Annotated in this window: 14 protein-coding genes; all 14 read left to right on the top strand. The window is 69.6% G+C overall.

The features are described 5' to 3' along the window. Positions 1 to 28 precede the first annotated feature (28 nt). On the top strand, positions 29 to 1,162 hold the full coding sequence (locus tag ACZ7L0_RS39810) for an LCP family protein (RefSeq protein ID WP_471247468.1): 1,134 nt from the start codon (positions 29 to 31) through the stop codon (positions 1,160 to 1,162). 162 nt (positions 1,163 to 1,324) lie between these two features. After that, positions 1,325 to 1,549, top strand: coding sequence for a 50S ribosomal protein L31 (gene rpmE / locus ACZ7L0_RS39805; protein ID WP_019326867.1), 225 nt, complete (start codon positions 1,325 to 1,327; stop codon positions 1,547 to 1,549). A 108-nt stretch (positions 1,550 to 1,657) separates the two neighbouring features. Continuing rightward, positions 1,658 to 2,734 (top strand): peptide chain release factor 1, encoded by a 1,077-nt coding sequence (gene prfA / locus ACZ7L0_RS39800; protein WP_388801966.1) that lies wholly within the window; start codon positions 1,658 to 1,660, stop codon positions 2,732 to 2,734. Between the two features lie 89 nt (positions 2,735 to 2,823). Further along, positions 2,824 to 3,663: a peptide chain release factor N(5)-glutamine methyltransferase gene (gene prmC / locus ACZ7L0_RS39795; RefSeq protein ID WP_471247467.1), complete on the top strand. Its 840-nt coding sequence runs from the start codon at positions 2,824 to 2,826 to the stop codon at positions 3,661 to 3,663. A gap of 52 nt (positions 3,664 to 3,715) precedes the next feature. Further along, positions 3,716 to 4,363: an L-threonylcarbamoyladenylate synthase gene (locus ACZ7L0_RS39790; RefSeq protein ID WP_471247466.1), complete on the top strand. Its 648-nt coding sequence runs from the start codon at positions 3,716 to 3,718 to the stop codon at positions 4,361 to 4,363. After that, entirely contained in the window at positions 4,360 to 5,037 is a 678-nt protein-coding gene (locus ACZ7L0_RS39785; RefSeq protein WP_471247465.1) for an arsenate reductase/protein-tyrosine-phosphatase family protein, read from the top strand. The genes ACZ7L0_RS39790 and ACZ7L0_RS39785 overlap by 4 nt, the downstream gene beginning before the upstream one ends. A gap of 99 nt (positions 5,038 to 5,136) precedes the next feature. After that, positions 5,137 to 6,375: a serine hydroxymethyltransferase gene (locus ACZ7L0_RS39780; RefSeq protein ID WP_471247464.1), complete on the top strand. Its 1,239-nt coding sequence runs from the start codon at positions 5,137 to 5,139 to the stop codon at positions 6,373 to 6,375. A 138-nt stretch (positions 6,376 to 6,513) separates the two neighbouring features. Further along, positions 6,514 to 7,842: an MraY family glycosyltransferase gene (locus ACZ7L0_RS39775; RefSeq protein ID WP_471247463.1), complete on the top strand. Its 1,329-nt coding sequence runs from the start codon at positions 6,514 to 6,516 to the stop codon at positions 7,840 to 7,842. Positions 7,843 to 8,128: 286 nt separating this feature from the next. Continuing rightward, positions 8,129 to 8,575: a hypothetical protein gene (locus ACZ7L0_RS39770; protein WP_471247462.1), complete on the top strand. Its 447-nt coding sequence runs from the start codon at positions 8,129 to 8,131 to the stop codon at positions 8,573 to 8,575. A 210-nt stretch (positions 8,576 to 8,785) separates the two neighbouring features. Continuing rightward, a complete protein-coding gene (atpB, locus tag ACZ7L0_RS39765; RefSeq protein ID WP_471247461.1) occupies positions 8,786 to 9,622 on the top strand; it encodes a F0F1 ATP synthase subunit A in 837 nt (278 codons plus the stop codon). Positions 9,623 to 9,694: 72 nt separating this feature from the next. Then, positions 9,695 to 9,943 (top strand): ATP synthase subunit c family protein, encoded by a 249-nt coding sequence (locus ACZ7L0_RS39760; RefSeq protein ID WP_030610088.1) that lies wholly within the window; start codon positions 9,695 to 9,697, stop codon positions 9,941 to 9,943. A 37-nt stretch (positions 9,944 to 9,980) separates the two neighbouring features. After that, positions 9,981 to 10,526 (top strand): F0F1 ATP synthase subunit B, encoded by a 546-nt coding sequence (locus ACZ7L0_RS39755; protein WP_471247460.1) that lies wholly within the window; start codon positions 9,981 to 9,983, stop codon positions 10,524 to 10,526. Beyond that, entirely contained in the window at positions 10,523 to 11,338 is an 816-nt protein-coding gene (locus ACZ7L0_RS39750; RefSeq protein WP_471247459.1) for a F0F1 ATP synthase subunit delta, read from the top strand. The genes ACZ7L0_RS39755 and ACZ7L0_RS39750 overlap by 4 nt, the downstream gene beginning before the upstream one ends. A 131-nt stretch (positions 11,339 to 11,469) precedes the next feature. Next, positions 11,470 to 13,062, top strand: coding sequence for a F0F1 ATP synthase subunit alpha (atpA, locus tag ACZ7L0_RS39745; protein ID WP_471247458.1), 1,593 nt, complete (start codon positions 11,470 to 11,472; stop codon positions 13,060 to 13,062).

The following is a 13,062-nucleotide window of genomic DNA, read 5'->3' as shown; positions in this document are numbered from 1 at the left end:
ACCGACCGGACGAGAATTCGAGGAGCACATGTCTGCCGAGAGCACGCCGGAGCCCGTCATACCGGAGCCCGGCACGAAGAGCCGCCACCGATCCAAGGGGCGCCGCCGCAAGGCCCGTGGCAAGCGCCACAAAGCCCTGCTGGTCACCGCCTGGACCGCAGCGGGCGTCGTCGTGCTGGGCGGCACCGGTGCCGGGTACGTGTACTTCAAGCTCAACGGCAACCTCAAGAGCGTCGACATCAACCAGGCGCTGGGCAGTGACCGGCCGGCCAAGGCCGACAACGGCTCCGAGAACATCCTGGTGCTCGGTTCGGACACCCGCTCCGGCTCCAACAAGAAGCTCGGCGGCGGCACCGACGACGGCAGCGCCCGCTCCGACACCGCGATGATCATCCACGTCTACAAGGGGCACAAGAAGGCCAGCGTGGTCTCCATGCCGCGCGACACCCTCATCAACCGCCCCGCCTGCACCGACACCAAGGGCACCAGCCATCCGGCGGCCAGGGGCGTCATGTTCAACGAGGCGTACTCCACCGGCGGTGCCGCCTGCACCGTGAAGACCGTCGAGTCCCTCACCGGCCTGCGCATGGACCACTATCTGGAGGTCGACTTCGCCGGCTTCGAGAAGCTCATCGACGAGCTCGGCGGCGTCCAGGTGACCACCACCAAGAACATCAAGGACCCGCAGAGCCACCTGGACCTCAAGGCCGGCCCGCACAAGCTCTCCGGACAGCAGGCCCTCGGCCTGGTCCGCACCCGGCATGGCGTCGGCGACGGCTCCGACCTCGGCCGCATCCAGCTCCAGCAGGCCTTCATCAAGGCCCTGGTCAACCAGGCCAAGCAGCTCGGCGTCCTCACCAGCCCGAAGAAGCTGCTGGATCTCGCCGACACCGCCACCAAGGCCGTCACCACCGACTCCGACCTGGGCTCGGTGAACTCCCTCATGGACTTCGCCGACGGCCTCAAGGGCATCAGCGCCTCGCACATGCGCATGGTCACGATGCCCGTGCGGTACGACCCCTCCAACCCCAACCGGGTCATCGTCGCCGAGGCCAAGGCCAAGCAGATGTGGACCGCCCTGAAGAACGACCGGCCGATCCCGGCGAGCGCCACGAAGGGCACCGCGACGGGCGAGGCCAAGGGCGTGGTGACCTCGTCGTAGGGGTGTGGACCGGGCGGTCCCGCACCGCCGGGGAATACCCGGCCCCCGCCCCCGGTTTTGGGGGATGGCCCCAGTCCTGGCAGACTGGTACGTCGGCTCCGGTTCACGCCTGTCGCATCCCGCGGCGGCGACCCGGCGCCCTCCCGAAACCTAGGAGACACCTTGAAGCGCGACATCCACCCCGAGTACGTCGAGACGCAGGTCAGCTGCACCTGCGGCGCGTCGTTCACCACTCGTAGCACCATCGAGTCCGGCACCATCCGGGCCGAGGTCTGCTCCGAGTGCCACCCGTTCTACACGGGCAAGCAGAAGATCCTCGACACCGGTGGCCGTGTGGCCCGCTTCGAGGCCCGCTTCGGCAAGGCTGCCGCCGGCTCCAAGAAGTAGCGAGCCCCAAACCGCCGGTCCACGGCCGCGCGCCCCTCTCAGGCGCGCGCCGGGACCGGCGTTTTTGGTCGCCCGCCAGCCCTTCACCCGCAGTACAGGAGCCCCAAGATGTTCGAGGCCGTCGAGGAACTCGTCGCCGAGCACGCCGACCTGGAGAAGAAGCTCGCCGACCCGTCGGTCCACTCCGACCAGGCCAACGCGCGCAAGCTGAACAAGCGTTACGCCGAGCTCACCCCGATCGTCGCCACGTACCGCTCCTGGAAGCAGACGGGCGACGACGTCGAGACCGCGCGTGAATTCGCCGCCGACGACCCGGACTTCGCCGCCGAGGTCAAGGAACTGGAGAAGCAGCGCGAGGAGCTGACCGAGAAGCTGCGCCTCCTGCTCGTCCCGCGCGACCCCAGCGACGACAAGGACGTCATCCTGGAGATCAAGGCGGGCGCGGGCGGCGACGAGTCCGCCCTGTTCGCCGGCGACCTGCTGCGCATGTATCTGCGCTACGCCGAGCGGGTCGGCTGGAAGACCGAGATCATCGACGCCACCGAGTCCGAACTGGGCGGCTACAAGGACGTCCAGGTCGCCGTGAAGACCAAGGGCGGCCAGGGTGCCACCGAGCCCGGCCAGGGCGTGTGGGCGCGCCTGAAGTACGAGGGCGGCGTGCACCGCGTGCAGCGGGTGCCCGCGACCGAGTCCCAGGGCCGTATCCACACCTCCGCGGCCGGTGTCCTGGTCACTCCGGAGGCCGAGGAGGTGGACGTGGAGATCAACCCCAACGATCTTCGCATCGACGTCTACCGCTCCTCCGGTCCCGGCGGACAGTCGGTCAACACCACCGACTCCGCGGTGCGCATCACGCATCTGCCGACCGGAGTCGTCGCCTCCTGCCAGAACGAGAAGAGCCAGCTGCAGAACAAGGAGCAGGCACTGCGTATCCTGCGCTCCAGGCTGCTCGCCGCGGCGCAGGAGGAGGCGGAGAGGGAGGCGGCCGACGCCCGCCGCAGCCAGGTCCGCACCGTCGACCGCTCCGAGAAGATCCGCACCTACAACTTCCCGGAGAACCGCATCTCGGACCACCGCGTCGGCTTCAAGGCCTACAACCTGGACCAGGTCCTGGACGGCGACCTCGACGCGGTGATCCAGGCCTGCGTCGACGCGGACTCGGCGGCGAAGCTCGCGGCCGCGTAGGGCGCGCAAGGCAGGCAGTACCAAGCACCGAGTACCGGAGGACGAGCGTGCAGCAAGATTTTGGGGGGCGACCCCCAAGCCCCCGCAGCGTGCTGCTCGCGGAGGTGGCGCAGGCCACCCAGCGGCTGGCCGACGCCGGCGTGCCCTCGCCGCGCAACGACGCGGAGGAACTCGCCGCGTTCGTGCACGGCGTGAAGCGGGGCCAGCTGCACTCCGTGAAGGACGCCGACTTCGACGCCCGCTACTGGGAGGTCATCGCCCGCCGTGAGCAGCGCGAGCCGCTGCAGCACATCACCGGGCGGGCCTACTTCCGCTACCTGGAACTCCAGGTCGGGCCGGGCGTGTTCGTGCCCCGTCCGGAGACCGAGTCCGTGGTCGGATGGGCCATAGACGCGGTACGCGCCATGGACGTGGTCGAGCCGTGCATCGTCGACCTGTGCACCGGCTCCGGCGCCATCGCGCTCGCCCTCGCCCAGGAGGTCCCGCGCTCCCGGGTGCACGCCGTGGAGCTGTCCGAGAACGCCCTGGTGTGGACCCGCAAGAACGTGGCCGGGTCCAGGGTCGACCTGCGCCAGGGCGACGCCCTGACCGCCTTCCCCGACCTCGACGGCCAGGTCGACCTGGTCATCTCCAACCCGCCGTACATCCCGCTCACCGAATGGGAGTACGTCGCCCCGGAGGCCCGCGACTACGACCCGGAACTGGCGTTGTTCTCCGGGGAGGACGGTCTCGACCTCATCCGTGGCATCGAACGCACCGCACACCGGCTGCTGCGCCCCGGCGGTGTCGTCGTCATCGAGCACGCCGACACGCAGGGCGGCCAGGTGCCGTGGATCTTCACCGAGGAGCGGGGCTGGGCCGACGCGGCCGACCACCCCGATTTGAACAACCGCCCCCGGTTCGCCACGGCGCGCAAGGCGCTGCCGTGAGCACCGGCACTTTCGACCCGCAGCAGTACGTGTACGAGGAGGCCCGCTAGACATGGCACGGCGATACGACACCAACGACGCGACCGACCGCGCGACGGGTCTGCGCGAGGCCGCCTCCGCCGTCCGCCGGGGCGAACTCGTGGTGCTGCCGACCGACACCGTGTACGGCATCGGCGCGGACGCGTTCTCCTCGGAGGCCGTCTCCGACCTGCTCGACGCCAAGGGCCGGGGCCGCAACATGCCCACCCCCGTCCTGATCGGGTCCCCGAACACGCTCCACGGTCTCGTCACCGACTTCTCCGAGCTGGCCTGGGAGCTGGTCGACGCCTTCTGGCCGGGCGCCCTCACGCTGGTCGCCAGGCACCAGCCGTCCCTCCAGTGGGACCTGGGGGACACCCGGGGCACCGTCGCCGTGCGCATGCCCCTGCACCCGGTCGCCATCGAACTGCTGACCGATGTCGGCCCGATGGCCGTGTCGTCGGCGAACCTCACGGGCCACCCGGCGCCGGAGAACTGCGACGCCGCCCAGGACATGCTCGGCGACTCCGTCTCCGTCTACCTCGACGGCGGCCCGACCCCCGGCAACGTTCCCTCGTCCATCGTCGACGTCACGGGTGAGGTGCCGCTGCTGCTGCGCGAGGGCGCGATCTCGCCGGACGAGCTGCGGAAGGTCGTACCCGACCTCGAGGTGGCGAATTGACGGCCCCTGACGCGGGGCGTGGCATAGGCGGCGGGGAAGGCAGCGCGGAGGAGACGACGACGTTCGGGTTTCCGCGCGACACCTTCCGCATACTCCACGTCAGTACCGGCAACGTGTGCCGCTCGCCGATCACCGAGCGGCTGACCCGCCATTTCGTGGCGGAGCGGCTCGGCGTCCTGGGCGGCGGGCTGATCGTGGAGAGCGCGGGCACCTGGGGCCACGAGGGTGCGCCGATGGAGGCCAACGCGGAGGCGGTGCTGGCCGACTTCGGCGCGGACGCCTCCGGCTTCGTGGGGCGGGAACTGCTCGACGAGCACGTGATCATGGCCGACCTGGTGCTGACCGCCACACGGGACCACCGGGCGCAGGTGATCTCCATGGGGCATTCGGCGGGGCTGCGTACGTTCACGCTGAAGGAGTTCACGCGTCTGGTGCGGGCGATAGACCCGGCGACGCTGCCGCCTCTGGAGGACGGGGTGGTGGCGCGGGCGCGGGCGTTGGTGCGGGCCGCCGCCGCGCTGCGGGGATGGCTGCTGGCGCCGACCGCCGAGGCGGACGAGGTGTACGACCCGTACGGGGCGCCGTTGCCGTTTTTCCGCTCGGTGGGGGACGAGATACACGAGGCGCTGGATCCGGTGGTGACGGCGCTCACCGGCGTCCCCGCCCGGACGTAGGCGACCGCCGGGCCACCCCCCGGGGGGCCGCTGCCGCGCACCCCGTCCGGTCCGGGCCTACATTGGACTCACGTCACCGTCGACCGCCCGGAGTGCGTCATGTCGGTCAGCCATACCCTTGAGGCGGATGTCCTGCGGCGGCAGGACCCGGAGCTGGCCGAGATCCTGTCGGGGGAGCTGGAGCGGCAGTCGACGGCGCTCCAGCTGATCGCGGCGGAGAACTTCACCTCCCCGGCGGTGATGGCCGCGCTGGGCTCGCCGCTGGCCAACAAGTACGCGGAAGGGTATCCGGGCGCCCGCCACCACGGCGGCTGCGAGATCGTCGACATGGCGGAGCGCCTCGCGGTCGAGCGGGCCAAGCGGCTGTTCGGGGCCGCCCACGCCAACGTACAGGCGCACTCGGGATCGTCGGCCGTGCTCGCCGCCTACGCGGCCCTGCTGCGGCCCGGTGACACCGTCCTCGCCCTCGGGCTGGCCCACGGCGGTCACCTCACCCATGGCTCGCCCGCCAACTTCTCCGGCCGCTGGTTCGACTTCGTCGGGTACGGAGTGGACGCGGAGACCGGGCTGATCGACCACGACCAGGTGCGCACCCTGGCCCTTACGCACCGGCCCAAGGCGATCGTGTGCGGGTCCATCTCCTACCCGCGCCACATGGACTACGCCTTCTTCCGCGAGGTCGCCGACGAGGTCGGGGCGTACCTCATCGCCGACGCCGCCCACCCCATCGGGCTCGTCGCCGGGGGAGCGGCGCCCAGCCCGGTGCCGTACGCCGACATCGTGTGCGCCACCACCCACAAGGTGCTGCGCGGCCCGCGCGGCGGGATGATCCTGTGCGGGGGCGAGCTGGCGGAGCGGGTCGACCGGGCGGTGTTCCCGTTCACCCAGGGCGGCGCGCAGATGCACACCATCGCCGCCAAGGCCGTCGCGTTCGGCGAGGCGGCGGCACCGGCCTTCACCGTGTACGCCCACCAGGTGGTCGCCAACGCGAAGGTGCTGGCCGCCGGGCTCGCCGCCGAGGGCCTCGCGGTCACCACCGGCGGCACCGACACCCACCTGATCACCGCGGACCCGGCACCGCTCGGTGTCGACGGGCGCACCGCGCGGGGCCGGCTCGCCGCCGCCGGGATGGTCCTGGACTGCTGCGCGCTGCCGCACGGCGACGCCCGCGGGCTGCGCCTGGGCACGGCGGCGGTGACCACGCAGGGCATGGGGGAGCCGGAGATGGCGCGGATCTCGGCGCTGCTCGGGGCCGTGCTGCGGGGCGAGACGGAGACCACAGCGGCGCGGGCCGAGGTGCGGGAACTCACGGGCGGATTCCCGCCGTATTCCAGTTGAGCGGGGGTAGGCGCACGGTCGTGGGCGGGGCACACAGCCACCCGTGCAACCATCGTCGCTACCCGGCAGTCCCCACAGTTATGCGTACGTCGCTAGGGTGTGGGGCTGTGATGGCCAGCGAGACCTGTGGGGAAGCCCGTGCGTGAATACCTGCTGACGCTCTGCATCACGGCCGCGGTGACGTACCTGCTGACAGGACCGGTACGGAAGTTCGCGATCGTGGCGGGGGCGATGCCGGAGATCCGGGCACGGGACGTGCACCGGGAACCCACTCCGCGGCTCGGCGGGATCGCGATGTTCTTCGGCCTGTGCGCGGGCCTGCTGGTCGCCGACCACCTGACCAACCTCAACGAGGTCTTCGCCAAGTCGAACGAGCCCCGCGCGCTGCTCTCCGGGGCGGCGCTGATCTGGCTGATCGGTGTGCTCGACGACAAGTTCGAGATCGACGCCCTGATCAAGCTGGGCGGGCAGATGATCGCCGCCGGCGTGATGGTCATGCAGGGTCTGACGATCCTGTGGCTGCCCATCCCTGGCGTCGGCAACGTGGCGCTGACCCAGTGGCAGGGCACGCTGCTCACCGTCGCGCTCGTGGTCATCACGATCAACGCGGTCAACTTCGTGGACGGGCTCGACGGCCTCGCCTCCGGCATGGTGTGCATCGCCGCCGCCGCGTTCTTCCTGTACGCCTACCGGATCTGGTACTCGTACGGCATCGAGGCCGCCGCCCCGGCCACGCTGTTCTCGGCGATCCTGATGGGCATGTGCCTGGGCTTCCTGCCGCACAACATGCACCCGGCGCGGATCTTCATGGGCGACTCCGGCTCGATGCTGATCGGCCTGGTGCTGGCCGCGGGCGCGATCTCCATCACCGGCCAGGTGGACCCGGACGCGCTGGCCCTGTTCACCGGCTCCGAGAAGGCGGCCGTGCACCAGACGGTGCCGGTCTACATCCCGCTGCTGCTGCCGCTGACCATCATCGCCGTGCCGGCCGCCGACCTGGTGCTGGCGATCGTGCGCCGTACCTGGCGCGGCCAGTCGCCGTTCGCCGCCGACCGCGGCCATCTGCACCACCGGCTCCTGGAGATCGGCCACTCGCACAGCCGGGCCGTGCTGATCATGTACTTCTGGTCGGCGCTGATCGGGTTCGGGGCGCTGGCCTACTCCGTGAACTCCGCCTCGATGTGGATCGTGCTCGGGATCGTCTTCCTCAGCGCGATCGGCCTGGTGCTGCTCCTGCTGCCGCGGTTCACGCCGCGCGCTCCGCGCTGGGCCGAGCGGTTCGTGCCGCCGCGCTACCGGCGCCGCCGGGAGGCGGCGCCCGAGGCGGCCCCCGAGGCAACCGCCGAGCCCGCTCTGCCCGTTGAGGAGGAACAGCCCGCTCCGGTCGCCGCCGGAGTGACGGGAGTCAACGGTGCGACCGCCGTCGGCGCCCGTTCACGCTTCCGGGTCGGCGGCGGCTCAAGGTAAGAATCTGACTAGAGCATTGCCAAGTCGTGGGGGAGCAAAGCTCCCTAATACCAGACATGTCGGCCCGGTCTCTGCACAGACGCGCGCTGTCACTCTCATGTGTGACAGCAAGCACACCCTCAGGTAAAGACCTCATCAAATAGTTTGTGATACGGTTCACGAGAACCCCGGACAGAGCCGAAGGACCGCAGTGCGCCGGTCCATTGGCGTGAGTCTCTGAACTCGGACCGGGACTACGCTCGTCCATGACGACACCCTGCCCCCCTGTGAAAGCGGAGTTGCCGCCATGCCGTCCAATGACGTCCGGATCCTGGCCCAGGCCGCCGTACCCACGGCTGCCGTCGGCGCGATCGCCGCCGTCGTCAGCGGTGTGGTCGCGGGCGGCAAGGGAGCGGTCGGGGCGGCCGTCGCGACGGTGATCGTGATCCTCTTCATGGGCGTCGGCCTCTATGTGCTGCAGCGCACCGCCAAATCATTTCCGCAGCTCTTCCAGATGATGGGCCTGATGCTCTACGCGGCCCAGCTGCTGCTGCTGTTCATCTTCCTCGCCGCGTTCAAGAACACGACGCTGTTCAACCCCAGGGCCTTCGCCATCGTGCTCGTGGTCGCCACCCTCACGTGGATCGCCGCGCAGACGCGTGCCCATATGAAGGCCAAGATCCTCTACGTCGAACCCGATTCGACCGCCTCCGCGAAGGGTGACAAGCCCGAGAAATCGGGGCACTCGTCGTGAGAGGTAGGGCCGGGATAAAGGCGCACGAGAGATCCTGCTATCGTCCGGTGCCAACTGCGGCATCGCGGGCGCGGGCATCTGAGCTGACGCCTGCTCAATCGCGAGGCACGATGCCCCACAGCCGCCCCCACATCCGAAACACCAGTCCCGTGCCGAACCGCGGCCCTGCGCCGCGCCGACACAACGAGGTTGCCGTACCCATGCGCCACGATGAAGGAGCCCGCGGTGAGTGCTGATCCGACGCAGACGCTCGCTTTCGACACGAGCTGCCACCTGTTCGACGGGTGCGGCTTCCCGGCTCCGGGCCTGCACTCGTTCCTCTTCCAGCCGCTCTGGGGCGACGCGGACAGCAACTTGTACTTCAACAAGACGATGCTGCTGGCGCTGCTCGGCTCGATCATCATCGTCGGCTTCTTCTGGGCCGCCTTCGCCAAGCCGAAGGTCGTCCCGGGCAAGCTGCAGATGGTGGCCGAGGCCGGCTACGACTTCGTGCGGCGCGGTGTCGTCTACGAGACCATCGGCAAGAAGGAAGGCGAGAAGTACGTCCCGCTCATCGTCTCGCTGTTCTTCTTCGTCTGGATGATGAACCTGTGGTCGGTGATCCCGGTCGCGGCGTTCCCGGTCACGGCGATCATCTCGTACCCCGCCGTCCTGGCCGGCATCGTCTACATCCTCTGGGTCTCCCTGACCTTCAAGCGCCACGGCTTCGTCGGCGCCTTCAAGAACTTCACCGGCTACGACAAGTCGCTCGGCGCGGTGCTCCCGCTGTCGATGACCATCGAGCTCTTCTCGAACCTGCTGGTGCGGCCCTTCACGCACGCCGTGCGACTCTTCGCGAACATGTTCGCCGGTCACACGCTGCTGCTGCTCTTCACGATCGCCAGCTGGTACATGCTGAACGGCATCGGTATCGCGTACTCCGGTGTCTCGTTCGTGATGGTCATCGTGATGACCGCCTTCGAACTCTTCATCCAGGCTGTCCAGGCGTATGTCTTCGTACTGCTGACCTGCAGCTTCATCCAGGGCGCGCTCGCCGAGCACCACTGAGCACCCCGACCACCCACCCAGACATCCGGTGGCCAACCCCCACCGGTCATTGAAAGAGAAGGAAGAACCGGCATGTCCGCTCTCCAGACCCTTGCCGCCGGCGTCGAGATCAAGGGCAACCTCGGCTCGATCGGTTACGGCCTCGCCGCGATCGGCCCGGGCGTCGGCGTCGGCATCATCTTCGGTAACGGCACGCAGGCCCTCGCCCGCCAGCCCGAGGCGGCCGGCCTGATCCGCGCCAACCAGATCCTCGGCTTCGCCTTCTGTGAGGCGCTCGCCCTGATCGGTCTGGTCATGCCGTTCGTCTACCCGAGCAGCTGATCCGACCCACGCGCACCATTAGACGAAAGGCACTGATATGAGCCCCCTGGTTCTGCTGGCGGCGGAGGAGGCCGAAAACCCCCTCATCCCGCCGATCCCAGAGCTCGTCATCGGCCTGATCGCCTTCGTCATCGTCTTCGGCTTCCTCGCCAAGAAGCTCCTTCCGAACATCAACAAGGTTCTGGAGCAGCGCCGCGAGGCGATCGAGGGCGGTATCGAGAAGGCCGAGGCCGCGCAGACCGAGGCCCAGAGCGTCCTTGAGCAGTACAAGGCCCAGCTCGCCGAGGCCCGGCACGAGGCCGCGCGCCTGCGCCAGGAGGCTCAGGAGCAGGGTGCCGCGCTCATCGCCGAGATGCGCGCCGAAGGCCAGCGGCAGCGCGAGGAGATCGTCGTCGCCGGTCACGCCCAGATCGAGGCCGACCGCAAGGCCGCGGCGTCCGCGCTCCGTCAGGACGTCGGCAAGCTCGCCACCGAACTGGCCGGCAAGCTCGTCGGCGAGTCCCTCGAGGACCACGCCCGCCAGAGCCGTGTCATCGACCGCTTCCTCGACGAGCTCGAGGAGAAGGCCGAGGCCACGCGATGAACGGAGCGAGCCGCGAGGCCCTGGCAGCCGCACGTGAGCGTCTCGACGCGCTGACGGACGCCACGTCCGTGGACGCGAGCTCGCTCGCCGACGAGCTGGCGGCCGTCACCGCGCTGCTCGACCGCGAGGTGTCGCTGCGTCGGGTCTTCACCGACCCGGCGCAGCCCGGCGAGGCCAAGGCCACCCTGGTCCAGCGCCTGATCGGCGGCCAGGTCAGCGGTGCCACCGCCGACCTGGTGTCCGGCCTGGTGCGTGCCCGCTGGTCGCAGTCCCGCGACCTGGTGGACGCGCTGGAGGAGCTGGCCGGCGTCGCCGACCTCACCGCCGCTCAGCGGGCGGGCACGCTCGACGACGTCGAGGACGAGCTGTTCCGGTTCGGCCGCATCGTCAGCTCGAACACCGGGCTGCGCGCCGCGCTGACCGACCGCAGGGCCACCGCCTCGGCCAAGATCGAGCTGCTGCACCGGCTGCTCGGCGGCCGGGCCAAGGTGACCACCGAGCGTCTGGTGACGCGCCTTGTGACCGCGCCGCGGGGACGTAGCCTGGAAGCGGGACTCGAGTCCCTGTCCAAGCTCGCCGCCGAGCGGCGGGACCGCGCGGTCGCCGTCGTCACCTCGGCGGTGCCGCTGAGCGACACGCAGAAGCAGCGCCTGGGCGCCGCCCTGGCGAAGCTCTACGGGCGTCGGATGCACCTCAACCTCGACGTGGACCCCGATGTCGTCGGCGGCATCCGGGTACAGGTCGGCGACGAGGTCATCAACGGCTCCCTCGCGGACCGGCTCGAGGACGCCGCCCGCCGCATGGCGGGCTAGCCGCAACTCAACACGCAAGACGTACACGACGGCCCTGGTTGGGCCGTGCAGAGGATTCACCTCTTATTGGGGGGAGTCCCCCAACCCCCCAAGTGAAACTTCGGGCCCAACAAGGAGAGCAGGGAACCCAGATGGCGGAGCTCACGATCCGGCCGGAGGAGATCCGGGACGCGCTGGAGAACTTCGTCCAGTCGTACCAGCCGGACGCGGCCTCGCGCGAGGAGGTCGGCACGGTCACCTTTGCCGGCGACGGCATCGCCAAGGTGGAGGGTCTTCCCTCCGCCATGGCCAACGAGCTGCTGAAGTTCGAGGACGGCACCCTCGGCCTCGCCCTCAACCTCGAGGAGCGCGAGATCGGTGCCATCGTCCTCGGCGAGTTCAGCGGTATCGAGGAGGGGCAGCCGGTCACCCGTACCGGTGAGGTCCTCTCCGTCGGAGTGGGCGAGGGTTACCTCGGCCGCGTCGTCGACCCGCTCGGCGCCCCGATCGACGGCCTCGGCGAGATCGAGACGTCCGGCCGCCGCGCCCTCGAGCTGCAGGCCCCGGGCGTCATGGTCCGTAAGTCGGTGCACGAGCCGATGGAGACCGGCTACAAGGCCGTCGACGCGATGACCCCGATCGGCCGTGGTCAGCGTCAGCTGATCATCGGTGACCGCCAGACCGGCAAGACCGCCCTGGCCGTCGACACGATCATCAACCAGCGCGACAACTGGCGCTCGGGCGACCCGAAGAAGCAGGTCCGCTGCATCTACGTCGCCATCGGCCAGAAGGGCTCCACCATCGCCGGCGTCCGCCGCGCGCTGGAGGAGAACGGCGCCCTGGAGTACACGACCATCGTCGCCGCCCCGGCGTCCGACCCGGCCGGCTTCAAGTACCTGGCGCCGTACACCGGTTCGGCCATCGGCCAGCAGTGGATGTACGACGGCAAGCACGTCCTCATCATCTTCGACGACCTGTCCAAGCAGGCCGACGCCTACCGCGCCGTGTCCCTGCTGCTGCGCCGCCCGCCGGGCCGTGAGGCCTACCCGGGTGACGTCTTCTACCTGCACTCCCGTCTGCTGGAGCGCTGCGCCAAGCTCTCCGACGACATGGGCGCCGGCTCGATGACCGGTCTGCCGATCGTCGAGACCAAGGCCAACGACGTCTCGGCGTTCATCCCGACCAACGTCATCTCCATCACCGACGGCCAGTGCTTCCTGGAGTCGGACCTGTTCAACGCCGGTCAGCGCCCCGCGCTGAACGTCGGTATCTCCGTCTCCCGAGTCGGTGGTTCCGCGCAGCACAAGGCGATGCGCCAGGTCTCCGGCCGTCTGCGTGTCGACCTCGCCCAGTTCCGTGAGCTGGAGGCGTTCGCCGCCTTCGGTTCCGACCTGGACGCCGCGTCGAAGGCGCAGCTGGAGCGCGGTCAGCGCATGGTCGAGCTGCTGAAGCAGGCCCAGTACGAGCCGATGGCCACCGAGGACCAGGTCGTCTCCGTGTGGGCCGGCACCACCGGCAAGATGGACGACGTCCCGGTCGCCGACATCCGCCGGTTCGAGCGTGAGCTGCTGGAGTTCCTGCACCGCAAGCACCAGGGCCTGATGACCTCCATCAAGGAGGGCGGCAAGATGTCGGACGACACCCTGCAGGCCATCGCCGACGCGATCGCGGAGTTCAAGAAGCAGTTCGAGACTTCGGACGGCAAGCTGCTCGGCGAGGACGCCCCGGCCACCTCCGGCAAGTGA

It is taken from the genome of Streptomyces sp. NPDC039424 (assembly GCF_055639495.1).
This window is presented reverse-complemented; position numbering and strand designations above follow the sequence as displayed.